22 protein-coding genes are annotated in these 25,271 nt (G+C 67.7%); 6 read left to right on the top strand and 16 right to left on the bottom strand.

What is annotated here, in order from left to right; genetic code table 11:
* Positions 1 to 66: 66 nt before the first annotated feature.
* From L3Q65_RS43410 to L3Q65_RS43395, 4 genes are all read right to left on the bottom strand, one after another.
* Complete coding sequence (locus L3Q65_RS43410; protein WP_182892442.1) at positions 67 to 471, bottom strand: MerR family transcriptional regulator; 405 nt, start codon at positions 469 to 471, stop codon at positions 67 to 69.
* Between the two features lie 42 nt (positions 472 to 513).
* Positions 514 to 1,746: an iron uptake transporter deferrochelatase/peroxidase subunit gene (gene efeB / locus L3Q65_RS43405; protein WP_182892443.1), complete on the bottom strand. Its 1,233-nt coding sequence runs from the start codon at positions 1,744 to 1,746 to the stop codon at positions 514 to 516.
* A 19-nt stretch (positions 1,747 to 1,765) separates the two neighbouring features.
* Positions 1,766 to 3,799: an iron uptake transporter permease EfeU gene (efeU, locus tag L3Q65_RS43400; protein ID WP_237598224.1), complete on the bottom strand. Its 2,034-nt coding sequence runs from the start codon at positions 3,797 to 3,799 to the stop codon at positions 1,766 to 1,768.
* Positions 3,800 to 3,875: 76 nt separating this feature from the next.
* Positions 3,876 to 4,445: a TetR/AcrR family transcriptional regulator gene (locus L3Q65_RS43395; protein WP_182892445.1), complete on the bottom strand. Its 570-nt coding sequence runs from the start codon at positions 4,443 to 4,445 to the stop codon at positions 3,876 to 3,878.
* Positions 4,446 to 4,516: 71 nt separating this feature from the next.
* Between L3Q65_RS43395 and L3Q65_RS43390 the strand changes: the two genes are divergently transcribed.
* The gene (locus tag L3Q65_RS43390) at positions 4,517 to 5,101 is read left to right on the top strand and encodes a dihydrofolate reductase family protein (protein WP_237598223.1); all 585 of its coding nucleotides are present in this window, start codon (positions 4,517 to 4,519) and stop codon (positions 5,099 to 5,101) included.
* 144 nt (positions 5,102 to 5,245) lie between these two features.
* Here L3Q65_RS43390 and L3Q65_RS43385 read toward each other — a convergent pair whose 3' ends face one another.
* Together L3Q65_RS43385 and L3Q65_RS43380 are read right to left on the bottom strand one after the other, a co-directional pair.
* Positions 5,246 to 6,058 carry an aldo/keto reductase gene (locus L3Q65_RS43385; RefSeq protein ID WP_237598222.1) on the bottom strand — a complete coding sequence of 271 codons (813 nt, stop codon included), beginning with the start codon at positions 6,056 to 6,058 and terminating at the stop codon, positions 5,246 to 5,248.
* 14 nt (positions 6,059 to 6,072) lie between these two features.
* Complete coding sequence (locus L3Q65_RS43380; protein ID WP_237598221.1) at positions 6,073 to 7,251, bottom strand: MFS transporter; 1,179 nt, start codon at positions 7,249 to 7,251, stop codon at positions 6,073 to 6,075.
* Positions 7,252 to 8,242: 991 nt separating this feature from the next.
* Here L3Q65_RS43380 and L3Q65_RS43375 point away from each other — a divergent pair.
* Complete coding sequence (locus L3Q65_RS43375; RefSeq protein ID WP_237598220.1) at positions 8,243 to 9,238, top strand: hydroxyacid dehydrogenase; 996 nt, start codon at positions 8,243 to 8,245, stop codon at positions 9,236 to 9,238.
* On the opposite strand, the gene L3Q65_RS43370 is transcribed toward L3Q65_RS43375, so the two are convergent.
* From L3Q65_RS43370 to L3Q65_RS43360, 3 genes are read right to left on the bottom strand one after another with little or no spacing between them, the layout of a single operon-like run.
* Positions 9,235 to 10,236, bottom strand: coding sequence for a LacI family DNA-binding transcriptional regulator (locus L3Q65_RS43370; RefSeq protein WP_237598219.1), 1,002 nt, complete (start codon positions 10,234 to 10,236; stop codon positions 9,235 to 9,237). The genes L3Q65_RS43375 and L3Q65_RS43370 overlap by 4 nt on opposite strands.
* A gap of 18 nt (positions 10,237 to 10,254) precedes the next feature.
* Positions 10,255 to 11,154: an aldo/keto reductase gene (locus L3Q65_RS43365; protein ID WP_237598218.1), complete on the bottom strand. Its 900-nt coding sequence runs from the start codon at positions 11,152 to 11,154 to the stop codon at positions 10,255 to 10,257.
* The gene (locus L3Q65_RS43360) at positions 11,151 to 13,019 is read right to left on the bottom strand and encodes a hypothetical protein (protein ID WP_237598217.1); all 1,869 of its coding nucleotides are present in this window, start codon (positions 13,017 to 13,019) and stop codon (positions 11,151 to 11,153) included. Before L3Q65_RS43360 ends, L3Q65_RS43365 begins: the two co-directional genes overlap by 4 nt.
* Before the next feature lie 36 nt (positions 13,020 to 13,055).
* Between L3Q65_RS43360 and L3Q65_RS43355 the strand changes: the two genes are divergently transcribed.
* The 3 genes from L3Q65_RS43355 (at position 13,056) to L3Q65_RS43345 (ending at position 15,773) form a co-directional block, all read left to right on the top strand.
* Positions 13,056 to 13,880 carry an amidohydrolase gene (locus tag L3Q65_RS43355; protein ID WP_237598216.1) on the top strand — a complete coding sequence of 275 codons (825 nt, stop codon included), beginning with the start codon at positions 13,056 to 13,058 and terminating at the stop codon, positions 13,878 to 13,880.
* Between the two features lie 43 nt (positions 13,881 to 13,923).
* Entirely contained in the window at positions 13,924 to 14,943 is a 1,020-nt protein-coding gene (locus L3Q65_RS43350) for an acetylxylan esterase (protein WP_237598215.1), read from the top strand.
* Between the two features lie 77 nt (positions 14,944 to 15,020).
* A complete protein-coding gene (locus tag L3Q65_RS43345; protein WP_237598214.1) occupies positions 15,021 to 15,773 on the top strand; it encodes a GntR family transcriptional regulator in 753 nt (250 codons plus the stop codon).
* A 142-nt stretch (positions 15,774 to 15,915) separates the two neighbouring features.
* Here L3Q65_RS43345 and L3Q65_RS43340 read toward each other — a convergent pair whose 3' ends face one another.
* Entirely contained in the window at positions 15,916 to 16,356 is a 441-nt protein-coding gene (locus L3Q65_RS43340) for a MarR family winged helix-turn-helix transcriptional regulator (RefSeq protein WP_237598213.1), read from the bottom strand.
* A gap of 76 nt (positions 16,357 to 16,432) precedes the next feature.
* Here L3Q65_RS43340 and L3Q65_RS43335 point away from each other — a divergent pair, with 76 nt between their 5' ends.
* Positions 16,433 to 16,825 (top strand): nuclear transport factor 2 family protein, encoded by a 393-nt coding sequence (locus L3Q65_RS43335; protein ID WP_237598212.1) that lies wholly within the window; start codon positions 16,433 to 16,435, stop codon positions 16,823 to 16,825.
* 49 nt (positions 16,826 to 16,874) lie between these two features.
* Here the strand turns inward: L3Q65_RS43335 and L3Q65_RS43330 are convergent, their stop codons facing one another.
* The 6 genes from L3Q65_RS43330 to L3Q65_RS43305 form a co-directional block, all read right to left on the bottom strand.
* A complete protein-coding gene (locus tag L3Q65_RS43330; protein WP_237598211.1) occupies positions 16,875 to 18,818 on the bottom strand; it encodes a right-handed parallel beta-helix repeat-containing protein in 1,944 nt (647 codons plus the stop codon).
* Positions 18,819 to 18,848: 30 nt separating this feature from the next.
* Positions 18,849 to 19,736 carry a carbohydrate ABC transporter permease gene (locus tag L3Q65_RS43325; protein ID WP_237598210.1) on the bottom strand — a complete coding sequence of 296 codons (888 nt, stop codon included), beginning with the start codon at positions 19,734 to 19,736 and terminating at the stop codon, positions 18,849 to 18,851.
* Positions 19,737 to 19,747: 11 nt separating this feature from the next.
* Positions 19,748 to 20,698 carry a carbohydrate ABC transporter permease gene (locus L3Q65_RS43320; protein WP_220507472.1) on the bottom strand — a complete coding sequence of 317 codons (951 nt, stop codon included), beginning with the start codon at positions 20,696 to 20,698 and terminating at the stop codon, positions 19,748 to 19,750.
* Entirely contained in the window at positions 20,677 to 21,921 is a 1,245-nt protein-coding gene (locus L3Q65_RS43315; RefSeq protein WP_182892458.1) for an ABC transporter substrate-binding protein, read from the bottom strand. Before L3Q65_RS43315 ends, L3Q65_RS43320 begins: the two co-directional genes overlap by 22 nt.
* 266 nt (positions 21,922 to 22,187) lie before the next feature.
* Positions 22,188 to 24,020: a heparinase II/III family protein gene (locus tag L3Q65_RS43310; RefSeq protein ID WP_182892459.1), complete on the bottom strand. Its 1,833-nt coding sequence runs from the start codon at positions 24,018 to 24,020 to the stop codon at positions 22,188 to 22,190.
* Positions 24,013 to 25,263: an alpha-L-fucosidase gene (locus L3Q65_RS43305; RefSeq protein ID WP_237598209.1), complete on the bottom strand. Its 1,251-nt coding sequence runs from the start codon at positions 25,261 to 25,263 to the stop codon at positions 24,013 to 24,015. Before L3Q65_RS43305 ends, L3Q65_RS43310 begins: the two co-directional genes overlap by 8 nt.
* Between the last annotated feature and the right edge of the window lie 8 nt (positions 25,264 to 25,271).

The following is a 25,271-nucleotide window of genomic DNA, read 5'->3' as shown; positions in this document are numbered from 1 at the left end:
GTGCTGTGCGGCGCACCGGCCGACGAGACGCGGCGGGCAAGGACATACGCGCTCCAGCCCGGCCGGCTACCTGACCGCCTTGGCGACCGGCAGCTCGACTCCGGCCCGGAACCCAGGGCACTCGTCCAGCGCGCCCTCGTGCCGACAGGTCATGAGATGCTGCAGATAAGCCTGCGCGTCGAGCAGCCGGGCTGCCTGCTCCTGAATCGCCTCGATCCGGGACGCGACCGTGCTCCGCCAGTCACCGGACCGGCCGCGGACTCCGAGCAGCACGGCGATGTCGTCGAGGCTCAGGTGACCGGTCTCCCGCCAGGTGCGGATCAGTGCGATCCGGTAGAGCTGGTCCCGATCGTAGAACCGCCAGCCGGAGCGGCGGTGCGGTTCGATCAGGCCGCAGCTCTCCCAGTAGTGCAGCGTCGAGGGCGGCACGTCGAAGCACGCCGACACCTCGCCGATCGAGTACAGGTCCATACCTCATTGCACCGCACCTCGACCGCTAGAAGCAAGGTTAGCCTAACCAAATAGACCGCTGGCATACCAGTCGGCCTGGTCGCGGACGCCCGGCAGCACGAAGAAGTAGCCGCCGCCGAACGGCTGGACGTAGTCCACGAGCGGTTCCCCGGCCAGCCGCTGCTGCACCGTCTCGAACTGCCGCCGCACGTCCTCCTGATAGCAGACGAACACGTGCCCGGCCTGGAGTTCCCCGTTCGCGTCCACACCTAGGTCGTAGTTGTAGGAGCGGCGGACCAGGCGCTGGTTGTCGGTGGCGGGCGTGCGCGGGTTGGCCTTGCGGATGTGCGCGGTCAGCGGGATCACCGCGCCCTTCGGGTCGGCGGCGTAGTTCGGGTTGTCGGTCTCGGCGTTGCCGTCCAGCGGGGCGCCCGAATCGCGGCGGCGGCCGAACATCTTCTCCTGTTCGTTGATCGACACCCGGTCCCAGAACTCGACCAGCATCCGGATCAGCCGCACCACCTGGTAGCTGCCGCCGCGCGCCCACGCGGGCTCGGCCGGATCGTCGACCCACACCAGCCCGCCCGCCTCGCCGCCGACCGGATTCGCCGTGCCGTCCTTGAACCCCAGCAGGTTCCGGCCCGCGCCGGACGGCCGCGGCGGCGGGTTGTAGCCGTGCATCTTCCACCGCAGCTGCATCGCGCCGCGGGTGTGCCGGGTGAGGTCGCGGAGCGCGTGGTGCACGGTGTCCGGATTGTTGGCACACAGCTGGATCAGCAGGTCCCCGTGCATCCAAGCGGCTTCCGGCGCGTCGTCGGGGAAGATCTTCATCGGGGTCAGCTTTTTCGGTTTCCGCGCCGCGAGGCCGACGCGGTCGAACAGGCTCGCGCCGAACGAAACCGTGACGGTGAGGCCGTCGGCAGGGACGGACGGGCCGAGCACCTCGCTGTCCGACGGCGGCCTTCCGACACCCAGATTCGGCGGCGTTCCGCCGGCGGTGAGGAACCGGGCGCGGTCGGTGAGCGTGTGCAGGAGCGCGATCAGGTCCGTCTTCGAGCCGCTGAGCAGGTCGAAGGCCACGAAGGCGGCGGAAGCCTGTTTTTCGGCCGGAGCCGGGGTGAGCACGCCGGACTGGTTGGCGCCGTGGAACGGGTACTCCGTCGCCGGGGTCGGAGCCGCGCCGGCGGAGCGTTCGTCGGCCTGGGCACCGCCGATCAGCACGCCTCCGGTGAGCGCGGTGCCTGCCGCGCCGGCGGCCGCGCCTTTCAGGAAGTTGCGGCGATTGACGTTCGTCACTTCGGGATTCACCAGCCGATCAGTGGCTCGGGGGAACTTCGAGCAGAGTGGGCACCGCGGACAGCGTCTCGACGACAGCGCCGGCCGCGCCGTTCACCGCCTGCCGCTGGGCGAGGGTGGTGGGTGCGTGGTTGACCAGCGCTTCGTGCAACGTGGTGAGCTGCTTCGCCGCTGTCTGGACCAGATTGGGGGCGCGCTCGTTGAGCAGCGGAGTCAACTCGGCCAGGACGATGCGAGTGACATCGAGGTCAGCATCCGTTGCGGCGTAAGCAGTCCCGCTGCCTTGGTTGTCCATTCCGGACAGATGGTCGCGGATCGCGTCTTCCAGGATTTCGTGTGCGCGGATCGGCAGCTTCGTGGGATCGCCCGCGACGTCGTCGGTGGCGAGTTTTCCGCGCAGGCTCGCGAGATCCTGGGCCAGCTGGTCGGCGACCGGGACCAGTGACGCCGGAGCCTGGCCGTGCCACAGGCCGTACTCCAAGCGGTGCAACCCGGTGAACCCGGGATCAGCTGTGTTCGCGGGCAATCCGTTGGGCAGCCCGTCGACGGCGGTACCCGTGTCGCCGAAGCTGTTGTAGGACGCGCCGACGCGTTCCCACGCGAGTTGCGCGGTCAGCCAGTCCTTCTTCGCCGCTTCAGTGTTGTTTGCGGCCAAATCCGCGCGGACCGTGCCCACCGCGGCCGACACCGTGCCGAGCTGCTGGGCCGCGTAGGCGAGATATTTCTGATTCGGTCCGGTGAGATCTTCGGTGGTGACCGGTTTGACCGGTGCCGGGCCGTCGTTCGCCGCGCCGCCGCTGACCTGCACCGGAGCCGACGCGGTGGTCGGCTGCCCGGACATCAGGCAGTGGAAGGTGTAGGAACCGTCGGCCAGCGTCGCCGACATTGTGGCGCTCGTGGCCGGGCCGATCGTCTCGATCTCCGCGACGATCCCGCCGCTGCTGTCGTCGAGCCGGATCTCGCCCGCCTTCGCGGTTTTGTTGGTCACCGTGATGCTCCGCGTCCCGGCCTGCGCGGACTTCCATTCCGGCGCGCAGTCGTGGTCGGTCACCGAGATCGCGGAACCCGCTGCGGCTTGCGGAAGCGCGGCGATCACCAGCGCAGCCACCGCGACCGGCACCAGCACCAGCGCGCCCGCGACGATCGCGGTGTGCTTGCCCGCCAGCCGTTCCCACTTCCCCGCTGGCTCCGGTTCGCTTACCTGCTTTCGCTCGACCGGCTGTCGACCGGCTTTGACGAACAGCGGGATCACGACGGCGAGGTAGACGAGCCAGGCCGTCACCTGCAGCACGGTCATCCGGGGCGTCAGCTCGGTGACGCCGCTGATCAGCGAAACCCACCACGAGTTCGGGTCGAGCGTGCCGGCGAGGTCGAAGGCGACCCAGCTCTGACCGGGCAGCACTCCCCCGTCCTGGAGATCGCCGAGACCGTAGGACAGCACGCCCGCCGCGATGACGATCAGCACGAATGCCGTGCGGCTGAAGAAAACGCCGAGGTTGAGCTTTACCGCGCGGCGGTAGAGCAGCCAGCACAGCAGGATCGCGAGGCCGAGCCCGAGCGCCGCTCCGGTCAGCGGCGCGACCGTCGTGCCGGACGCTTTCACCGCCGTCCAGAGGAACAGCGTGGTCTCCAGGCCCTCGCGGCCGACGGCCAGGAACGCGGTGAGCGTAAGCGCGCCCGCGCCGATCGCCACCGCGCGTTCGACCTCGCCGCGCAATTGCGCGGAAAGCCCCATCGCGGTCCGCCGCATCCAAAACACCATGCCGGTGACGAGGAATACCGCGAGCACGCTCAACGAGCCGCCGACGATCTGCTGCGCCCGGGAAGAAAGGACATCGGTGGAAAAGGTGAGAATTGTGGCGAAACTGCCCGCCACGGTCACCGCGCCCAGCACGCCCAGCCATACCGGAGCAGTGGAAACCGTGCCCGTCGTGCCGTCTTCCGGCCGCCGGATCTTGCGCAGCGCGGCCAGCAGGATGCTCACCACGAGGCCTGCTTCCAGCCCTTCGCGCAAGCCGATCATCAGGTTCGGAACCGCGTCTGCCCACTGCACGCAGATTACGATAGGCAAACCTAAATTGACGGTCGAGAGCGGGCTGGGAAACGGTTCTTTTTCTCCCGGATAGTCCCTATTCGGGGCCGATGATCCGTTCGACCGCCTCGCTGATCAAGTGTTCCCGTTCCGCTTCGGAGAAAACGTCCGGCAAGGTCAGCTGTTCGACGATCAGCCAGTTCAACGCGAGAATCAGCAGCTTGACCGCCGTGGCGTCGCCGGGCAGCCCGGACGCCACGTGGTACGCGACGTTCCCCTCGACGTCGGCCCGGACCCGCTCCGTCAGCACCTTCCGCAACTCCGGCCGTCGAGTGGCCTCGAGCCGAAGCTCCAGCAACGCGAGATACCCGGTGCGAAACGCCGCGATCCGGCTGACCAGCTCGCGCATCAACTGGGCATACGACTCGCGGTCCCCGAGCCCGGGCGGGAGCGAATCGTCTTCCGGCTGCAACCGCTCGTACACCCGGGCCCCAGCCTGCGTGAAGAGCTCGTCGCGGTTGGCGAAGTAGTTCGACGCGGTGCCTGCGGGAACGCCGGCCTCCCCGTCGACTGCCCGGAACGTCAGCCCGCGCGCCCCCTCGCGCGCCAGAACCTCGATCGCCGCGTCGACGAGCGCAGCCCGCCGCTGGTCGTTCCTCCGCACCATTTGACACCACTCCAGTTGTAGTTGTACGGTTCAAACCACTTCAACCATAGTACTACAGACGGAGTTACCAGATGCGCAAGCTCGTGTACTACATCGCTGTCACCCTCGACGGCCGCATCGCCGGCCCCGCGGGCGAGTTCGACTTCTTCCCGCAGGGCGACGCTCAGCAGACCGCCGCCTACATGGGATTCATGAACACGCTGTACCCCGAAACCATCCCGACCGCCTTCCGTGCCGCCGCCGGGGTCGAGGACGCCCCGAACCGCCGGTTCGACACCGTCCTGATGGGCCGCGCGACCCATCAGCTCGATCCGAGCGTCCCCAGTCCCTATGCGCACCTTCGCCAGTACGTCGTCTCGAGCACCCTGAAACCGGACATCGACCCGGCGGTGACCGTCGTGCCCGGGGACCCGGTCGGCCTGGTCAGAGACCTGAAGAAGGAGGAAACCGGAAAAGACATCTGGCTGTGCGGCGGCGGCACGCTGGCCGGGGCACTGCTGCCGGAGATCGACGAGATCGTGCTGAAGAGCTACCCGGTAGTGGCCGGCGCCGGGATCCCGATGGTGGAGGGCGGGTTCGATCCGACGGTGTTTTCGGTGGCGGAGCGGACCGCTTTTCCGAACGGGGTCACGGCCACCCGGCTTGTGCGGAACTAGGCGGACAGGCCGTGCCGGAGCTGTTTCGGGCGCCGAGCGGGCCACCCGACGCCCGCAGCCGTCCGTGAAGGGGCCCTTGCGGGAATCAGATTCCCGCAAGGAGCCCTTCACGGACCTCGGCTGGAAGAAGCCCGCGGCGATCCGTCAGTTGAACTGATCCGGGTCCGGCCCGGTGCGCAAGCCGCGGTCAGCGGCAGCGATCGCGGCGAGGTCGCCGTCGGTCAGCTCGAAGTCGAAGACGTCGAGGTTCTGCCGGATCCGGGCGGGCGTCACGGACTTCGGGATCACGATGTTGCCCAGCTGCAGGTGCCAGCGCAGCACCACCTGCGCGGCGGATTTCCCGGTGCGCGCAGCGATTTCGGTGATCGCCGGGTCGGTCAGGACCGCACCCTGGGCGAGCGGGCTCCACGCTTCGGTCGCGATGCCGTGCTCGGCGTGGAAGGCGCGCAGTTCGGCCTGCTGCAGGCCGGGGTGCAGCTCGATCTGGTTGACCGCGGGCACGAGGCCGCTGTTGTCGAGCAGGCGGCGCAGCTGGGCGGGCTGGAAGTTGGACACGCCCGCGGCGCGGATGCGGCCGTCCTTGGCCAGGTGTTCCAGGGCGCGCCAGGTGTCGAGGTAACGGTCGCGGGCGGGCGTCGGCCAGTGGATCAGGTAGAGGTCGACGTAGTCGAGGCCGAGTTTCGCGAGGCTGGCGTCGAAGGCGCGCAGGGTGGAGTCGTAGCCCTGGTCCTCGTTCCACAGCTTGGTGGTGACGAAGAGTTCGTCGCGCGAGATCCCGGACTCGGCGATAGCCCGGCCGACGCCTGCTTCGTTGCCGTAGATCGCGGCAGTGTCGATACTGCGGTAACCGGCCTGGAGAGCGCTGGTCACCGCGGCGGCGGTCTCGTCGTCCGGGACCTGGAAGACGCCGAAGCCGAGCTGCGGGATTTCGACGCCGTTGTTGAGGCGGATCTTCATGGGCAGTGCCTTTCTCAGTGCTGGACAAGGGGTTCGGCCACGGCGACGCGCGGACGGCGTTCGAGAGCGGCCGAAAGGAAGGCGAGGCCGAGCGCGGAACCGGCGAGCGCGGCCCCGACCCAGTTCGGTGCGGTGTAACCGAATCCGGCGGAAATCACGACGCCGCCGAGCCACGCGGACAGCGCGTTGCCGAGGTTGAACGCGCCGATGTTGACGACGGACGCGAGCGTCGGAGCGCCGTGCGCCTGGTCGAGAACGCGCTTCTGCAGCGGCGGTACGGTGGCGAAGCCGAGCGCGCCGATCAGCAGAATCGTTGCCGCGGCGAGGATTTTGCTGTGCGCGGTCACCGTGAACAGCGCCAGGACGATCGCGAGCCCGCCGAGGCTGACGTAGAGCATCGGCATGAGCTTGCGGTCGGCGAACCGGCCGCCGGTCAGGTTGCCGAGGAACATGCCGATGCCGAACAGCACCAGCAGCCACGTCACCGCACCCGCGGAGTACCCGGCGATCTCGGTCATCATCGGGGCGATGTAGGTGATCGCGGCGAAGACCCCGCCGAAGCCGAGGACTGTCATGGCCATCGCGAGCACCACCTGGACGTTCCGGAACGCGGCCAGTTCCTTGCGCAAGTGCGCCCCTTCGGGCCGGGGCAGGTCCGGCACCAGCTTCGCAACCCCGGCGAGCCCGACGACGCCGAGCGCCGCGACGATCCCGAAGGTGACCCGCCACCCGACCGCCTGCCCGACGAACGTGCCGAGCGGCACGCCGACGATGTTGGCGACCGTGAGCCCGGTGAACATGATCGCGATCGCCCCGGCCCGCTTGTCCGGCGCGACGAGCTCCGCCGCGACGACCGAGCCGATCCCGAAGAACGCCCCGTGCGCAAGCGACGCGACAACCCGCCCGGCAAGCATGACCCCGAACGCGGGCGCGACCGCCGACAGCAGGTTCCCGGCGATGAACAGGCCCATGAGCAGCATGAGCATGGTCTTCCGGTTGATCTTCGTGCCGAGAATGGTCATTACCGGCGCCCCGGCGACGACCCCGAGCGCGTAGCCGGTCACCAGAAGCCCGGCGGACGGGATCGACACTCCGAAGTCGGCGGCGATCTCGGGGAGAAGGCCCATGATCACGAATTCGGTGGTGCCGATCCCGAACGCTCCGATGGCCAGCGCTACCAGTGCTAGTGGCATGAGCCCGCGTCTCCTTGATCTGCGTGTGGATGCCTCTTGTCGGCAGTTGCAATAGTTGCATACGCGGTATGTTGTTGGCGCTTGTTGTTGATGAGGGTCACAGTTGACGGGTTGCTTTGGGGCGGGCGACTCGGGGCGGGATGCGGGTGCGGACCAGGACTTCGCGACCGAGGCAGCCCGGACTTAGCGGCGCTCATCGCCATTAGCCGCGAAAGCCGCCGCAGAGACGGAAGCCGCAGAGGGGGCGACCACGCCAGCGCGAGGACAGCCGAGCGTTTCGCGGATTACCCGAAGACAAGTCGACGGTATGCAATCGCCCGGGATACCTACGGCAGGTCGACAAGTGGGCAGGATTCGATCGACCGGGACACTGCTGCCTACATCCACGTGGACTGTATGCAATCGACCGGCATACCTTTGGAAAGTCGACTAGCGGACGAAATTCCGACGACGCTCCGCAGTGCAGCACCGCGCGGCCTCGATCTGCTTGCGCTGCAGCGGTTCCCTGCGCAATTCAGCTAGATGTCGCGATGAGCGGACCCCAGTTGGCAGCCGACGGCAGGCGGCCGACGACAGGCGGCCCGAAGGCTCGCAGCTGGCGACTCGCGGCTGGCGGCTGGCGTCGCGGCTGACGGCTTGCAGCTGGCGGTCGCGGCTGACGACTCGCAGCTGGCGACTCGGGGCGGGCGACTGACGGCTGGCGGTCGCAGCTGGCGACTCGCGGCTGGCGGCAGTGGACCGAATCCAACCGACTGTCGCCACGTCGGCGGAATGTCGTCGATTGCATACAGTCCGCCGGATGTCGTTGACGGATTCAGTCAGTTGGCGACCGCCTGGGCGGGTATCGGCGCGGCAGATCCGCCGGACGGGTGCCGGGCGTCGGGCGTCGGGCGGATGATGATCGACTGTCTTCGCGTCGGCGGTCTGCGGTATGCAATCGATAGGTCTCTGGCTAGGATAGAAAGCGCTTACTATCCCCGGAGGGTTATCCATGAAGCAGCGGCCCCGCGCGGTGTTGGCGATGGCGTCTCGCTATGTGGCCGGTCTGTTTCCCGCGCCGGTGCTCGATCGGCTGCGCGCCAGCGCGGACCTCGATCCCGAGGTGGTGATTGAGGACTTCGGGGAGGCTGAGCTCGCGGACGTCGACGTGCTGATCACGGGGTGGGGGTGTCCCCCGATCACGGCGGAGGTGTTGGAGCGGGCACCGAGGTTGCGGGCGGCGTTTCATGCGGCCGGCGGAGTGAAGGCGCACGTCACCGACGCGTGCTGGGAGCGTGGGTTGCGCATCACGTCCGCTGCGGAGATGAATGCGTTGCCGGTGGCTGAGTTCGCGTTGGCGGCGATTCTGCTTGCCGGCAAGGACGCGTTCGGTGCGCGCGAGAGCTACCGGGAGCATCGAGAACCCGGGGATCCGGCGGAGGGCGGGGAGCCGGGCAACTTCGGGGCGCGGGTCGGGGTCATCGGGGCGTCGCGTACTGGGCGGCGGCTTATTGAGCTGTTGCGGCCGTTTGATCTCCAGGTCGCGGTGAGTGATCCGTTCCTCGCGCCGGAGGAAGCACAAGCATTAGGGGTCGAGTTGCTGGAGTTGCCCGAGTTGTTGGCAACTAGCGACATTGTCACTGTGCAGGCACCGGATCTGCCGGAGACTCGGAATATGCTGGATGCCGCCGAACTGGCTCTCTTGCGGGACGGGGCGACGCTCGTCAACACGGCACGGGGTGCGCTGGTTAATACTGCGGCGCTTACCCGGGAGCTCGTGGCTGGGCGGATTAACGCAGTGCTGGACGTGACGGAGCCAGAGGTTCTGCCTGTTGAGTCTCCACTATGGACGCTGCCGAATGTGTTTCTCACGCCGCATCTGGCTGGGTCGCGAGGAAATGAACTGGCCCGGCTCGGGGCGTGTGCGGTTCGGGAGCTGGAATTGTTCGCGGCGGGGAAACCTGCCGCGTATCCGGTGTATCGGGACGAACTGGCGCGGCTTGCTTAGAGTGGGGCGACGGAAGTTCGGACTACTACCGAGGTTTCCAGTACCGAATGTTCCCGGCCGGAAAGGGCCAGGCGGACGGCGGCGCGGCCCAAATCCTCATAGGGGACTCGGACGGTGGTCAAGCCCAGGTCTTCGGCAAGCTCCAGATCGTCGTAGCCGACCAGGGAAACGTCTTCTGGTACGCGCAGGCCGTGTGCGTGCAGGGCGGCACGGGCACCAGCCGCGACCAGGTCTGTTGCGGCGAAAACGGCGGTGAAGTCTTCGGGCAGTCTTGTGCAGAGTTGCTGGTAGCCGGATTCTCGGGTGAAGTCGGCGGGTTGCACCCAGCCGGGGTGGCCGAGGGCGCGGCGGTAACCGGCTAGGCGGTCGGCGACGGTGGTGGTCGCGGGGCCGGAGGAGGGGCCGCCTAGGAAGAGGATTCTTCGGTGACCCGAGGAAATCAGGTGTTGGGTTATGGAGTAAGCACCGGATTCGTTGGCGTATTCGATGGCGGGGATGTCACCGGCCGGTGGGCGTCCACACAGGACTAGGCGGGAATCGGCGGTGGCGAGTCCGCGCGAGAGGTCAGTGATGTTGGCACGGTATTCGGCATCGTCGACTACGCCGCCGATCAGGATTACTGCGCTGGCTCGTTGCTCGCGGAGCATCTGGAATACGGCGTGTTCCCGTTCCGGGTCGCCTTGAGTTGTGCAGATGAGACAGAGCGCGCCGTGTTCTGCGGCGGCTTCTTCGACGCCTTGGGCGGCATGAGCAAAGGCTTGTGCGCGGATGTCCGGCAGCACGAACGCGACTGTCCGCGGGGCGACGCCGGCCAGTGCGCGGGCGTGTACGTTCGCCACGTAGTCGAGCGCCTGGATCGACTGTTCGACGCGGTGCCGAGTTTCCGCCGCGACGGGGTAGTTTCCGGCCAGTACTCGGGAAGCGGTCGCTACGGACACCTGTGCGTGGTCGGCGACTTCACGCAGCGTCACGCGGTTTCCGCCTTGTCTGCCCGGCATGCCGGAACAGTACTCGGCTCAGGCGGGCAGCAGTTCCGGCGGTACAAAACCTTCGGCGGCGAGCCGTTTCCACAACTCTCCTGGTATCGGGTGCCGGAAGGAAGCCGCGTTGCGGGTGACTTCGGCGGCGGATCGGCAGCCGACTACGACCGACCGGACTGCGGGATGCAGGAAAGGGAACTGGATTGCCGCGGCGGCGAGGGGGACGTCGAATCCGGTGCACAGTTCCGCGCAGCGTCGGGCGCGGGCCAGGGGTTCGGCGGCGACGGGGCGGTAGTTGAACATCGACGCGGCGTTCGGGTCGGCCAGCAGGCCGGTGTTGAATACGCCGCCGATGACCACCTCGGTGCCGCGTTCGGCGCACAGCGGCAGGAGGGTTCGCAGTGCATCGTGGTCCAGCAGCGAGAATCGGCCTGCGATGAGGATGACGTCCACTTCGTACTCGGCGACGTACGCGGCCAGTTTGCCGGCGTGGTTCATGCCGAAGCCGATGGCGCGGACTAGGCCCTCGTCGCGGAGTTTTCGTACGGCCGGGTATGCCGAAGTTCGGACCTCGTCAGGGAAATCGTCCGGGTCGTGCAGGTAGAGAATGTCCACTGAGGAACGGCGGAGCCGGGTGAGGCTGGATTCCAGCGACTCTCGGATGCCGCGCTCGGTCCACACGGGTTCCACTTTGGACCCGGGGCGCAGCAGCCAACCGGTTTTGGTGGACAGGACTGGCTCGAAGTCAGAAGGCAGCAGGCGGCCAAGACGTTCTTCTGCTTGGCCGTGACCATAGCGTGGCGCGGTGTCGAAGTAAGTGATTCCGGCATCGGCGGCGGCGTGGACGGTGGCGGCGGCCTCCTCTTCGGACACTTCCTCGAAGAGTCCGCCCAATGGTGCGGTGCCGATGCCGAGGCGGGGCAGGTCGACGTTCATCGTTCGTTCTCCCAGGGCGCGCGCATGGTCGGCTTCTCGGCTCGCAGCGTCATCGACAGGGTCAGTCGCACCGCGCTCGACGGAGGCAGTTCCACTCGCAGGTATCGGCCATTCACCGGGGTCGCCGGGCCGTTGTCAACCTGTACGGATTCCAGGCGGTGTTCGGCGAAGGTGCCGGACTGCAGGAGGAGATTCCGGTTAGCAGCACCGAGATTTACCAGGTCGACTACGGTGTGGCCGGTCGCGATGCCGGATACCAAGGCGGCGACGTCCTGAGGCAGGCCAGCGCGGCGGAGGTCCGCGTCGAAGTAGCGCAGGTGCAGTTGCGCGAGGCCGCCGTTGTACAGGATCTGTGGCGACCCAGTGGTCAACTGCAGCAAAGCCTCGGTGACGACGGGGTTGTGGTCCTGCCAGTGGTGGATGTCCAGGGCGCTGGGGACCGGTGCCGGATCCTGCTCGATCGCGGCCAGTTTGGCGGCGCTGCTGTCCAACGCGCTGCGCAGCATTCGTTCCGGGAACTCGGGATTGCGGCCGTGCAGATATTCGAACCACGGTTCTTCGTGGCCGGCTTCGTCCTTGAGCCGTTGCGTGTGGACGGTCGTCCAGTCCCAAGTAGACTCCGCGCGCAGGCGTTCGATCCGGTCGAAGTCCGCGTCGTGCCGGCTGAACTGCCACAGCGAAACGGGGAGCTGTGTCGGCATGATGTTGTAGTCGAACCAGCCGGAGCCGTCGTGTCGCTGCGGGACCATCAGGGTCGGGGTGCCGTTCAGCTCGCGCAGGTGGGGTTGCCAGCGTTTCTTCAGGGTGCCCATTTCCGGCCCGGTACGCGGTGCTGCTTGCTTCAGCACCGCGTCCTGCGGGTTGCGGGCCAGGTCTAAAAAGGACTCGTCGCCGGTCAGGAGGACGGCGTTCATGGCGGCGACGAGCGTCGCGGCGCCTACTGAGTTCAGGCCGTGCGGCCACGCCCAGCCGTAGTGGCCGCCGTACCAGCGGCCGTCCAGGTGTTCGCCGACTTCGCCGTGCAGTCCTGCGTTGTCCGGCAGTACCGCACGCCCTTCCAGCCGAGAGAGCCAGGCGCCGACGTACTCCGCGACCCAATCCGCGTAACGTTGTTCGCCGGTCAGCAGGAACGCGGTGGTCACGAGGCTGGTCACGGCCAGGTTCACGACCACGTCGCCGCGGCCCATCCGTTCCCACATCTCGTGGCCGTACGCGCGAGCCTTCGCCGGATCCTTGAGGTCGTCGAACTCCGTGATGCCCAGCCAGTCCAGCGGCAGGCCGTACGGGCGCAGCGCTTCGCTCCAAGGGAAGTACTCCTCGTGGTCGCTGAAACCCCACCGCGGACCGGCGGCACCGGTGTGCGGGGCGCGGATCACGCGGTGTTCGGCGGAGTAGTTCGGGCCGCCGGGCAGGTACAGGTCGGCGAACCGGACGGCGAGGTCGTGCAGTTCGGCGTCGTCCGGGCGGGCGAGGCAGAGCGCGTAATAGAGCAGCAGTCCTTCGCCCTGATGGAACCAGTCGTAGCCGCGTTCGATGCCGTCGACGACCATGCCCATTTCGGTCAGCTGAGCGGTCACGCCGCGCCAATGGCGATGTGCGGCGTCGAGAATCTCCGTGCTGCCGCCGAGCAGGTACAGCGTCGGCCAGTTGAAGAATGGCTCGTAGAAGTCGTCGACGCCGTCGCGGTCGTCGTGCCCCTCGCCGAGCTTGTCGCGGAAGACCAACCGGCCGTCGCCTTCGGTGTAGCGGGCGGAAAACACCGGCCACGCCCGGTCCAGCGCGGCGAACAGCTCTCGCTCCAGCCGCGCCCATTCCGGCACCGCCGCCAGCTCGCGGCCGGCTCGCACCCCAGGCACGTCCTGCATCGCCGCCACCCGCTCTCTATTGCTGATCGATAACCGATGGCTATCATCGAGACCGGGATTCCCCGTGTCAATACTCCCGGAGGCCGCGAGATGTTCGACTGCCACGCGCATCTGTGGGACCCGGCCGCCGGGTTTCCCTGGCTCAAGGCCGGTTCGCCGCACTTGCGCGCGTACCGGGCCAAGGACCTCGAAACCGCGGGCACCGGTCTGGGCATCACCGGAACAGTGCTGGTCGAAGCGTCGCGCGGGGACGCCGGCGAGACGCTCGCGTTGCGGGAGCTGCGCCGGCGGCATCCGGAACTGATCGCGGGATACGTCGGGAATCTGCACGTCTGCGAGGCCGCGGCATTGCGCATGCTGCTGACAGAACCGGACGCACCGAACGGGATGCGGATCGGCGGCGCGGACTGGTCCGCTACTCCGGCGGAAGCTCGCGCGCTCGTCCCGATGCTCGCTGACGCGGGACGAGTCCTCGAACTCAACCTCCACCGGCACGCACTGCGGACCGCCGCGGAAGTGGCAGCCGAACATCCCAGTTTGACCGTCGTGGCCGACCATCTCGGCAACCCGTCTGACCTCGATGAATGGCAGCGAGAACTGCGGGACGCGGCGACGGTTCCGAACGTGGTCGTGAAGCTGTCCGGCCTGCTGACTCAGCCGCATGGCAACTCCAAGACGGCCAGACAGGCGCTCGACGCGGTCGGCGCGGACCGGTGCGTCGTGGGCTCCGACTGGCCGATCTGCCTCCCCCGCGGCTCGCGCGCGGACTCGCTGGCCGCCTCGGTGGAGGCCGTCTCCCTGTCGGAACGGGACCAAATCCTGCTCAGCACGCCTCGCCGGGTCTACCGGCTGGCTGGTTGACAACGCTCCCGCGCGCCTGGTTCGATTCAATGATCGATAGGCGATGGTTAACGTCGCCCTGGGAGTCCTGGAGATCCGACGCATGGCCTTCTTCGACCTGCCCCTCGACGAGCTCGAGCGCTACCTGCCGACGCTCCCCGAACCGGCCGATTTCGACGAGTTCTGGGCGAAGACGCTCGCCGAGCAGCGGGCCGTCGACGTCGAAGCGACTTTCGAACCGACGCCGAACGGCCTCGCGACGATCGACACCTTCGACGTCACCTTCCGCGGCTACGGCGACGCCCCGATCCGCGGCTGGCTGCAACTGCCGGTCACCCGAACCGGACCGCTGCCCGCGGTCGTGGAATACCTGGGATACGGCAGCGGCCGCGGCGTGCCGCACGAGAAGACGTTGTGGGCCAGCGCCGGGTACGCGCACTTCATCATGGACACCCGCGGCCAGGGCGCGGAGACGCCCGACCCCGACCCGTCGACCGGCGACATCGCCGCACCGGGCTTCCTCACCCGCGGCATCCTCGACCCGCATCGCCACTTCTACCGTCGCGTCTACACCGACGCCGTGCGCGCGATCGACGCGGTGCGAACGCATCCGGAGGTCGATCCGGCGCGCGTCGTGGTCACCGGCACCAGCCAGGGCGGCGGGATCGCGCTGGCCGCCGCCGGGCTCGTGCCCGACCTCGTCGCGGCGATGCCCGACGTGCCGTTCCTGTGCCATTTTCCGCGGGCCACCACGATCACCGACAAACCTCCGTACGTCGAGGTGCAGCAGTTCGTGAAGCTGCGCCGGCAGCACGCGGAAACGGTGAACCGCACGCTCGCTTATCTCGACGGCGCGAGCCACGCCCGGCGGGCGAACGCGCCCGCGCTGTTTTCCACCGCGCTCATGGACCACATTTGCCCGCCTTCGACGGTCTTCGCCGCGTTCAATCACTACGGTGCGCTGAACGGGCTCGCGCCGGAGCACAAGAGCATCCGCAGCTATCCGTTCAACGACCACGAGGGCGGCGCGGCCCCGCACGAAACGGTGAAACTGGCCTGGCTGGCCGGACTGCTCGGGAACTGACCCCGGTCCATCGATACCTGTTAGGCGATCCCGCCTATCATGGCAGGACGGTTCCGGCAGCGCACGATGGGAATCTCATGGCAACGACACGGCAAACCGACGACGCACCAGCGGGTTTCGCCTCCACGCTGGCCACGAACAAGGACCAGTTCCGCAATCCGCTGATCTCCGACCGGGTGTACGCACTGCTGCGCCAGGCGATCGTGGACGGCGAACTCGAACCGAACGAACGCGTCGTCGAATCGGAAATCGCGCGCAGGCTCGGCGTGAGCCAGGCCCCGGTCCGCGAGGCGGTCAAACAGCTGGCCCGCGAAGGCCTGCTGACGCACATCCCGCGCCGCGGCAATTTCGTCGTCGAAATCTCCGAACAGGACGCCGAACACGCCCGGCAGGTGCGCGAACCGCTGGAACGGCTCGCCGCGCAACTGGCCGCCGAGCACATCACCGACGAGCATCTCGCCGCGCTGGACGAACTGGTCGAGGACATGCACCGCGCGGTGGCGCTCAACGACGTCGGCAAGTTCCGCGACGCCGACATCGCGTTCCACACGCTGGTCAGCCAGATCCCGGGGAACCCGTTCCTCACCCGGATGTGGGAGGTGCTGGAGCCGAGCCTGCGTGCGCTGCGGGCGATCGCGGACCCGCTGTTCGACGGCGACTGGCACGCGATGGCGGACGAGCACAGCCGATTGGTGTCGCTGCTGCGCGAGCGCGACGGGGAGGCCGCGGCGGAGGCGTTCGCGGCACACGCGGCGGGACGGTCGCCGGTGCCGGATCCTCGGGCGCAGAAGAAGAGGGCTGCCCGTGGGAGCGCCGGCCGGAAGAAGTGAGGCCGGCGAGCGGGAGACTGCCGAAGGGGCGGGCGGGTTGTCGTGAGTGTTCGCGCCGGTTAGAACCGGCATAGACACTCACGACGATCTCGGCGCGAGCCTGCGGCCCAGTCGACGCCCGTGGCGCTTCCCGTTCGCGGGCTCAGCCGGCCTCGTGATCAGCCAGCACTTGTCCCAGCAGCCGCACCAGCGTCGCCCGTTCCTCCGCTGACAACGTTCCCAGCAGCTGGTCCTGCACGCCGTCGAGCAGCTTGTCCATCCGACGCAGCTGGCGGCTCCCGGCCTTGGTGAGGTGCACGATGTTGCGCCGTCCGTGGTCCGGGTCCGGGGTGCGTTCCGCGTAGCCCAGCTCGGCCAGCTGGTTGACCGCGGCCACGACGTCGCTGCGGTCCACCCGGCAGCGGCGGCCCAGGTCGGCCTGGCTGGCCGGGCCGAACTCGTCCAGTGCGGCCAGGATCCGGTAGTGGTAGCCGCGCGCGCCCGCCTCGGCGAACCCCTCGGAGACCAGCCGGCGCGCGTGCACGGTCAGCTGGGTGAGCAGCCAGCTCGGCTTTTCCGTCAGGCGGCGCGGGATCTCGTCCATGCGCCCATGCTAGCAGTGTTGGCGCGACCAACAACTTTCCACTAGTGTTGGTCCCACCAACATCGAAGGAGCCCGCATGCCGATCACCGACCGTCTCGATGTCGCCGAACTGTTCGCTCGTCTCGCGCGGATGCTGGACGAGCGCCGGCATGACGAGATCGACCGCGTTTACCACCCCGGCATCGCCGTGCATTCCCCGCGCGGCGAACTGCACGGGCTGGCCGAGGTGACCGAGTTCCTCACCCAGCAGCGCGACGAACTCGCCCAGCACGTGCACAGCGACATCCTCGTCGACCTCGACGGTGAGCGTGCTACGGCGACTGCCAACCAACTCGTCTACTTCTACCGGGAAGGCGAGCCGCCGCATCGACGCAGCGGCGTGCGGCTGACCACTGCGATGGCCAAGACCGCGGAAGGCTGGCGGTTTACCGAGATGGGCATCAGTCCGGCGTGGATCAAGGAGAACTGAAAACAAACAGCGCCCGGACCGTTTCGCACGGTCCGGGCGCCGCGAGCATTTACCGTGTCGCTCCGGCAGTCCACTTGGGAGCGCCGTACTGATACGCGCCGAGGCTCGGGGCCGGGTCGGTCGAGCCGTCATTGATGCCTGGCAACGGGATCGCGGCGTTGCGCGCTGGGGAGTCCGCGCTCAACCGGTAGTCGTGCTTCGCCGCGTCGAGGAACTTCGGGTCGGTGTCCGCCGGGAGGTTGTTCGAGATCAGCATTCCGCCGTCCGTCGCCCCGGCCAGTCCGACGATCTCGCCGATGTTGTTGTAGAGCTTCGTTCCGGTCGACTGATCCGGTCCCTTGACGTAGAACAACGTCGCGCCGCCGGTGTTGTTGTAGACGAGGTTGTTGCGCGAACCGGAGCCGAGGCCGTTCAGCATCACGGTTTTCTCGAGGTTGTTCCATCCGACGTTGTTCGCGATGGTCAGGTTGCTCTGGCCGTTGTCGGCGTAAATCCCGGCTACGGCGAACGGGTTTACGCCGGGCGTGGGCGTGCCGTCGTGCAGGATGTTGTGGTCGATTGACGTTTGCAGCATGTCGGAGGCGCAGCAGGTATAGATCGCTGCGGTGTCCAGGCTGAGCCGGGCGTACTGGTAAATGTCGTTGTACGCGATACGGTCCGGTCCGGGTGTCGTGCCTGTCGCGACGTCCCATTGCAGGTTGATTCCGCTGCGGCCGACGCGGTAGATCGTGTTGTGCTGCACGGTTTGGCTGTTGCCCGCCACCGCGATGCCTGCCGCGTAGGTGCCGAGGTAGTCGGCATCGTGGATGACGTTGTTGTTCGCGGTGTTGTGCTGACCGCGCAACGCAATCGCATTTCCTGCGCTGTACGCGAGATTGCTGTTGACGACCTGGTTGTTCGTGCCGTTGATGACCAATCCGGTGTCGGCGACGCCCCGGGTCACCGTGGAACCGCAGTCCGTCGCGCCTTGGGTGATGTCGGTGTAGTGCGAAAGATAGTGGGCATTGATCTTGTCCAGCACCACATTCGTACTGGACGCGCCGGTCTGCACCGAGGCGCCGAACAAGGTCAGCCCGGTCAGGTTGGTGTAGCTGCTGTTCGTGAGGTCGAAGGCGAGTTTGCGCCGCTTCGCCTCGACGCTGTGCGCCGCCGGGTTGTCCGTGCTGTACACGTAAAGCTGTTTGGCGGCGGTGTCGTAGAACCACTCCCCCGGATTCGCCAGTTCGCCGATCTTGCCGAAAAGCGAGTACCGCGTGTCCTTCGGCACGACCTTGTGTACGCACGGCGGAGCCGCGGCCAGCGTCACCGAACCCGCCGCGGAACTGGTCACTGTGGACGTTGCCGACACATACCAGTACCCGGTCAGCGCGCGAGCGCCGTTCCAGTATCCGGCCGGACGGGTCATTCCCGGATCGACGATGGTGGCGTCCGCGCTGCCCGCGCCCGCGTACGCCAGCTTCGGCGTCACCAGGTCCAGGCCCGGATACGGCCACTGTGCCTCGACGCCCATGGTCCCGTCGGTGAACACCTGCACGGTGGACACATCACTGCCGAGATCCACCGAGGTGCGGTAGACATTCCCGGCGGATACCGCCTGGCTGAACGGAGAGTTCGCCGCGAACGGATCCGTCTTGGCGATGGCGGCGACGTCGGCCGCGGACACCTTGGCCCAGCCGCGAACCGGTTCCGCGCCGCTCAGCGTCACCTTCTCGCCGGGCGCGGCGCGATAGGTGATGGGCTTTCCGGCGGTACCGGAATTGGCCGGTTTCACCGTTTCCCGGTAAGTGCCGCCGGCGATTACGCAGGTGTCGCCGGCCACCATGACGTCGGCGCAGCGTTGGACATGCTGGAACGCCGCGGCCGGGGCTTGCCCGTTCGCAGTGTCGTGACCGTTGGCGGCCACGTAAAACGTGCGCCCGGCGGCCGAAGCGGCGGGGGCGACGGCGAGCGTCGTGACGAATGCGGCCGCCAGGACCGCGACCTTCCTCAGCACTGCATTGTCCTTACTCCTCATGAGAGAGACTCAGCCCTTCACGGCCCCGACGGTGAGGCCGCTGATGATGTGCCGTTGCATGTAGATGAAGAAAATGATCACCGGCGCGATGGCCAGCAGGAGGTTCGGGAACACCTTCGTCAGGTCGGTCGAATACTGGCTGATCCCGGCGTAGATCGCGGTGGTCACGGTGTAGTGGCCGGAGCCGGGGCTCAGCAGGATCTGCGGGCTGACGAAGTCGTTCCAGATGCCGATCGAGTTGAGGATCAGCACGGTGACCACGGCCGGGCGCATGAGCGGGAAAATGATCATCCAGAACGTCCGGTACCGGCCCGCGCCGTCGATCGTCGCCGCGTTGTCGATGTCGACCGGAATCGTGCGGATGAAGCCGACGAACAGGAAAATGCTCACCGGAAGCGTCGAGGCCACGTCGTGCGCGATCAGGCCGGTCACGGTGTTCGCGAGGCCGACCGAACGCAGTACGTAGATCACCGGGATCACCAGTGCCGCACCCGGAATGAATGTGCCGGCCAGGAAGTACAGCAACAACAGCTGCGTGCGTTTCTTCAGGCTGCGCGCGATCACGTACGCCGCGGGTCCGGCGAGCGCGATGCAGAAGATGTCCACCGTCACGACGAGGAACAGGGTGAACCCGTATCCCTGCAATACGTTGAAGTCCGGGCTCGTCGCCGCGGCTTTGATGAAATCGAAGGTGAAGTTCCCGACCGGAAGCCCGAACGGGTTGTTGACGATGTCGTCCTGCGGTTTGAAACTGTTGACCAGCAACAGGTAAACCGGCACCACCATCACCACGAGGAGCCCGGCGAGCAGCACGAACCGGACGACGCCGCCCTCGCGTTCCGCGCCTCGCTTCAGCCGCCGCGCCGCAACAGCCCGCGGCTCCGCCTGTACCACCACTGCTTGCCCCCTTATCCGGCCGCGGCTTGGTCTTGCCGGTTGCGCAACGCTGTGACCAGCAGGGCGAGCGCGGCCGAGACCACCATCAGGAACACGGCCTGCGCGGTCGCGTAGCCGATCTTGGTGCCCTCGAACGATTTGGCGAGGATGAGATATCCGTACGTCTGGGTCGAACCGGCCGGACCGCCGCCGGTGAGGCTCACGACCAGGTCGTACGCGCGGATCAGGCCGACCAGGTTCAGCACGGTCGCGACGGTGACCACGGGAGCGATCATCGGGACGACGATCCGCCGGTTGATCTGCCCCTTCGACGCTCCGTCGATCGCCGCCGCTTCGAGCAGTTCCGCTGGGACGGTCTGCAGCGCGGCGACGAACAGCACCACGTTGAAGCCGAACCCGGCCCACACGATGACCCAGATCAACGCGATCAGCGCGAGCTTCTCGTCGAACAGGAACCCGATCGGACCGATCCCGAATTTCTGCAGCGTGCTGTTGATCGCGCCGTTGGTGCCGAGGATGGCCGCCCACAGATAGCCCAGGATCAGCGCGCTGATCACGTGCGGATAGTAGGCCAGCGCGCGGAAGAACGAGTTCCATTTGGACCGTCCGCGCAACGCCAGCGCGTACACCAGCCCGCCGCCGACCATCAGCACGGTGCCCGCCACCGAGATGATGCCGGTGACATACCAGGCGCGGCCCGATGCCGGGTCAGAGAACAGCTTCGCGTAGTTCTTCCCCCCGACGAACACGGCCTTGGCGAAGCCATTCCAGTCGGTGAAACTGAGATATATCGCTACGCCGACTGGTACGACAGTGAGCACGGTGTAGAGCAGCACCGCCGGTCCGCTCATCCCCAGCGAGACCGCGACCGCACGAAGCCGCACCCCGCGTGGCCGGGTGTTGCGCCGCGGCGGCGTGGGCGGTGCCGCGACCGGCTTCGTCAGCTCTGCGAGTTCCACCACTTGTCCAAACCCTCCGCGACTTGCTGCGCCGACGAGCCGGTGTACAGGGACTGCACCTGGGTGTTGAGCTCAGTGGTGTATCCGTCGATCGGCTGGCGTTCGCCCGCCTTCACGAGCACCGACGGCGCGGCTTCGAGAATCTGCTGCACCTGCTTGCCCAGGCTCGACATGTCGTAGCTGAATCCCTTGCGCAGGTTGCCGTCCGCGGCGAGCTGGCTGCGCACGGCCTCCTTGTCGGTGACCAGCCAGCGCACCAGCTCGGTCGCTTCCTTCGGATGCGGCGAAGCCGCGGCGACCACGTACGGGTCCGCGACGTTGCCGAACTGGCCGGACGGGTACGCGCCGTCGGTCGGCATGCTGAACACGCCGATCTCGTCGCTCTTCTTCGCCTTGTCCGCGGAGGGAACGAAGTACGAGCCCATCACGTACATCGCCGATTTGCCGGCCAGGAACGCTGCCTGGCCGTCGGTGTAGGTGAGGCCGAGCGCGCTCTTCTGGAGGTATCCCTGCTGGATCCAGCTCTGGTAGCGCTGCAGGTACTTCACGTAGCCGCTGTCGGCGAAGCTGACCTTCTTGCCCGTGCGCTTCACTGTCCACTCCGGATCGGCGGTGAGCACGCCCGCGTCGGCCATCATGGAGAACTGCGCGCCCGGAACCCATTGCCCCGCAGTCTGCAGCGGCTGGAAGCCCGCCGCCTTGAGCTTGCCCATCGCCTCGGTGAACTGGTCGAGAGTCTTGATCGCCGCCGGGTTCACCCCGGCCTTCGCGAACGCGGCCTTGTTGTAGAACACCAGCGACTGGATCTGCTCGCCGACGCCGACCAGGTACCGCTTGCCCTCGATCTCGTGCTGCTGCGCGAGCGGGGTGTCCTTGGTCCACTCCTGGTCGCTGAGGTCCGCGAACAGCTGCGCGTTCTCCTTGGTCGGGATGATCTGCTGGGCGATGTCCGGCGGATCGCCCGCGGCGAGGTCCTGGTTGAGCTTCGCGCCCGCCGAGATCGTGCCGGTCAGCTCCAGCTTGACGTGCACGCCCGGATGCTTCTGCTCGTACTGGGCGAACAGGCCCTTCCAGTACTCCTGGGTGAGGTTCGGGGTGATGTTGACGATCACCCGCAGGGTCGTCTCCCCGGACGCGTCCGACGAACCGCCCGCGCACGCCGCGGTCGAGCCGAGCACGATCGTCGCCGCGATGGCAGCGGTGCCTCGGCGCCAGTGTTTTCTCATGTCAGCCACACGCTCCATTGCGTAATCGCGAGTAATCGATAGTCGAGATGAAACCATGCACCCCGAGCGCGGTCAATAACGAATCGGAGGCGAAACGCCTGTGCCGCAACGGAAATCGCCTCACCAAGGGCGCGCGGGGACGCACTTCGGCGACACGGGCGCACCGACCCCGCTGCCGGTTCAGATCAGGAAAACGATCAATCTCGCTTCATCGTCTATCGATAACTGATCGTAAACCTCGCCCCCGGCCTGTCAAGACCGGATTTTCACCGGCTCCAGCGCACCGTTACCCGGCGCGCGGCGGGATCGGTGACCCGCAAGGTCAGCCGGGTGAGGACGTTTCCCCAGCTCAGCCGCAGGAGCGGATCGTCGATCGGCTGCTCGCGCGGCACCGCGACCGCCGCCCCGGCGTCCCAGGCCAGCCGCAGCGTCCGGCCCTCGGCGGCGACGCTGGCCCAACCGGCTCCGCACTCGACCGAACCGGCGAGGAGATGGTGCACCAGAACGGGTTCTGGATCTCCGTCCCACTCGTCCTCGACCACGACTTCGCGTCCGGCACGGCACAGCCGGACGGTTCGTTGCCACCTCGGCACGGCGCCGTCCGGGTACGCGCCGCTGAGTTCCGCACGCAGGCTCGGTTCGCTGAGATCGACCATGACCGCGCGCGCCCCGAACCCAGCGCCGGGTACCTGTTCCGCACCGGGTTCCGGGACGTTGTGCCAGGCGCTGCGGAACGGCCACGCGGCGTACCGGTCCGGCCCGAACGTCGCGGCGGTGTAGGTCGGCCGACCGGCGTCGACGACCATCGGACGGCCGTCGAGCGCTACCCAGTACGTCCCGACGTCGAGGTGGTTGTGGTGCTCCCCGTTGTGCCCGGCTTTCGCCGCCACGGCAAGCCCGTCGACCCGGCCGGTTTCCTCGCGTGCCACCAAAATCTGGACGCGCGAGAACCACGATTCACGCGCCAGCCACGGCGTCTCCTGGCTGCCTTCGAGCGCGGCCCGGCACCAGTGCGGGTCCCGCAGCGCGGCGAGCGCGCGGCCCAGTCCGGCTACCGGATGCACGGCGCGACCGGACAACCGAGCGCCTTCCGCGGCGTGCGCGGCCGTTTCGGGTTGACCGAGCAACCGGCCCCATTGATACGGCACATGCCACGGTTGAGACAGCAGCAAACGCGCGGAGGCGTCGCCGACGTTGACATACCAATCCTCGCCGAGGTGCATCCGCTGCGGATACCGCAGCAGCTCGGCGAAGGGCTCGCGGACGTCCGGCATGCCGAGCTCCGACAGCAGGTCCAGCGCCTCCAGCAACCGGCACGGACCCTGCCACCAGTACGCGATGCCCTCGTCGATGGCGCCGTCGTCGGGCAGCGCGGCGAGGTAGTGGTCGAGTCCTTCGCAGACGAGCCGCACCAGCCGAGTCCGGCGCGGCTGGTCGTCGCACAGGAACGCCGCGGCGGCGAGGACCGCACCGTGGATCCACGGATTCCAGTTGTTCGCGGTGCCGTCCGCGCCGATCCACGCCCAGTCCCGGATCCGCTCGAACGGGCCGAGCACGCGCCGGTCCGCCTCGCGGCGAAGACGGCGGCGCAGACCGGGCGCGCGCAGGTCCAGATGCGGGCCGAGCACCTGGTCGGCCCAGGCGAAGAGGGACACCACGTCGGCCGCGCCGAGGTCGAGGAACGGTTCGTCCGGGTCCGGGAGGACGTCGCCGCGGGCCGCGGCGAACCGGTCGTGCGGGGCCCAGCACCAGGTGGTCGCCTCGGCGAGCGCGACCAGGCCGTCGATCGCCGCGTCGAGGTTCGGGCACTCCCCCGGCGGCGCGGTGGCCGGCGCGACTTCGCCGGTCAGGACCGCGGCCAGGACCAGCACCGTGACGCGTTCCTTCAGCTGCCGGACCTTCGTTTCGTACGCACTGCGGTTGCCGTCGCGGAGCGGGCGGGCCCAGTCTCCGGCCAGCAACTGCGGCACCGGGCGGTCGAGTTCGATCGCCGCGGCGACCAGAATGTCCTGCCGCGTCGAGGATTCTGTCGCGTCCCAGACCGTCCGGGCGGTGACATCCGGCAGGTTCGGCTCTTTCGGTTCCAGTGGGTTAAGCATCGGCTTCGAGGAACAGTTCGAGCACCGGGAGCAGCACGTCCGGCGCGATGATGGGCAGGGTCAGCGTGAGGGTGCCCGCGTCCTGGCTCGGCGGCGCGAGGTTGTTGTGCTCGTGGTTTTCCCCGTCGAGCTGGTGGAACCGCACCTCCGAGCCGTCATGCAGCAGCTGTGCGTACCGGACGCGGCCGGCCAGCCCTGGCAGGTGGAGGTGTTTGAGCGGCCACGACAGGAGATGCACGTACAGCCGGTCGCCGGCCTGTGTGTACAGCACGTTCGACGGCGGCGTGCACTTTGCCGGTCCGGCGTTGTGCACCGAGCGTTCGTGGAGGTGCATCCACCCGGCGATGGCGGCGAGTGTTTCCCGGGCACGCGGATCGAGCGCGCCGCGGCCGGTCGGACCGACGTTGAGCAGCAGGTTTCCGCCGCACGACACGGATTGGACCAGCATCCGCACCAGCAGCGCGGGGTCTTTGTACTCGTGGTTGTCGCGGTCGTAGCCCCAGGATCCGTTGAGCGTGTGGCAGGCCTCCCAGCGCACCGGCACGCCGTCGCGTTCCAGCGGACGGTCGGGCTGGTACTGCTCGGGCGTCACGTAATCGCCGGGGATGCCGAGGCGGTCGTTGACCAGGATTCCGGGGCGCAGCTCGCGGACGAGGGCCAGCAGTTCCTCCGCGCCCCAGTCCTCCGGGCCCTTCGCCGGGTAGGTGAAGTCGAAGAACAGCAGGTCGATGTCGCCGTACTCGGTGAGCAGCTCGGTGACCTGGCCGCGCAGGAATTCGCGGTAGCGGGCCATGTCGCGGGGTTTGCCGAGCGCGGCGGTGTCGGCGTGCAGCGGGTGGTAGCGGTCGATCTCGAAGTCCGGGTGATGCCAGTCGAGCAGCGAGTAGTACAGCCCGACGCGGATTCCTTCGGCGCGCATCGCGTCGGCGAACTCGGCGACCAGGTCGCGTCCGGTGACGCGGACCGAGTGGTAGTCGGTCAGCTTCGAGCCGAAGAGGCAGAAGCCGTCGTGGTGCTTGGCCGTGAGAACGGCGTAGCGCATCCCGGCTTCGCGGGCGGCTTTGGCCAGTGCCGGGGCGTCGAACTGGTCGGGGTCGAATCGTTCGAGGTAGCGGTCGTACTCGGCGTCCGGGATCGCCTCGCGGCTGCGGACCCATTCGTGCCGCGCGGCGAGGCTGTAGAGGCCGAAGTGGACGAACAAGCCGAACCGGGCCGGCTCGAACCAATCCGGGGATGCGGGCACAGCGGTCT

Source organism: Amycolatopsis sp. FU40, from assembly GCF_021903635.1.
Lineage (GTDB): Bacteria > Actinomycetota > Actinomycetes > Mycobacteriales > Pseudonocardiaceae > Amycolatopsis > Amycolatopsis dendrobii.
Note: the sequence above shows the minus strand (reverse complement) of the source record. Positions and strands in the feature narration are given on the sequence as shown.

What these genes read in the sequence shown, in the direction of transcription:
- L3Q65_RS43410 (WP_182892442.1), bottom strand. Translation starts at nt 471, where the DNA reads ATGGACCTGTACTCGATCGGCGAGGTGTCGGCGTGCTTCGACGTGCCG.
- L3Q65_RS43395 (WP_182892445.1), bottom strand. Translation starts at nt 4,445, where the DNA reads ATGGTGCGGAGGAACGACCAGCGGCGGGCTGCGCTCGTCGACGCGGCG.
- L3Q65_RS43390 (WP_237598223.1), top strand. Translation starts at nt 4,517, where the DNA reads ATGCGCAAGCTCGTGTACTACATCGCTGTCACCCTCGACGGCCGCATC.
- L3Q65_RS43385 (WP_237598222.1), bottom strand. Translation starts at nt 6,058, where the DNA reads ATGAAGATCCGCCTCAACAACGGCGTCGAAATCCCGCAGCTCGGCTTC.
- L3Q65_RS43380 (WP_237598221.1), bottom strand. Translation starts at nt 7,251, where the DNA reads ATGCCACTAGCACTGGTAGCGCTGGCCATCGGAGCGTTCGGGATCGGC.
- L3Q65_RS43375 (WP_237598220.1), top strand. Translation starts at nt 8,243, where the DNA reads ATGAAGCAGCGGCCCCGCGCGGTGTTGGCGATGGCGTCTCGCTATGTG.
- L3Q65_RS43370 (WP_237598219.1), bottom strand. Translation starts at nt 10,236, where the DNA reads ATGCCGGGCAGACAAGGCGGAAACCGCGTGACGCTGCGTGAAGTCGCC.
- L3Q65_RS43365 (WP_237598218.1), bottom strand. Translation starts at nt 11,154, where the DNA reads ATGAACGTCGACCTGCCCCGCCTCGGCATCGGCACCGCACCATTGGGC.
- L3Q65_RS43360 (WP_237598217.1), bottom strand. Translation starts at nt 13,019, where the DNA reads ATGCAGGACGTGCCTGGGGTGCGAGCCGGCCGCGAGCTGGCGGCGGTG.
- L3Q65_RS43355 (WP_237598216.1), top strand. Translation starts at nt 13,056, where the DNA reads ATGGCTATCATCGAGACCGGGATTCCCCGTGTCAATACTCCCGGAGGC.
- L3Q65_RS43350 (WP_237598215.1), top strand. Translation starts at nt 13,924, where the DNA reads ATGGTTAACGTCGCCCTGGGAGTCCTGGAGATCCGACGCATGGCCTTC.
- L3Q65_RS43345 (WP_237598214.1), top strand. Translation starts at nt 15,021, where the DNA reads ATGGCAACGACACGGCAAACCGACGACGCACCAGCGGGTTTCGCCTCC.
- L3Q65_RS43340 (WP_237598213.1), bottom strand. Translation starts at nt 16,356, where the DNA reads ATGGACGAGATCCCGCGCCGCCTGACGGAAAAGCCGAGCTGGCTGCTC.
- L3Q65_RS43335 (WP_237598212.1), top strand. Translation starts at nt 16,433, where the DNA reads ATGCCGATCACCGACCGTCTCGATGTCGCCGAACTGTTCGCTCGTCTC.
- L3Q65_RS43315 (WP_182892458.1), bottom strand. Translation starts at nt 21,921, where the DNA reads ATGAGAAAACACTGGCGCCGAGGCACCGCTGCCATCGCGGCGACGATC.
- L3Q65_RS43310 (WP_182892459.1), bottom strand. Translation starts at nt 24,020, where the DNA reads ATGCTTAACCCACTGGAACCGAAAGAGCCGAACCTGCCGGATGTCACC.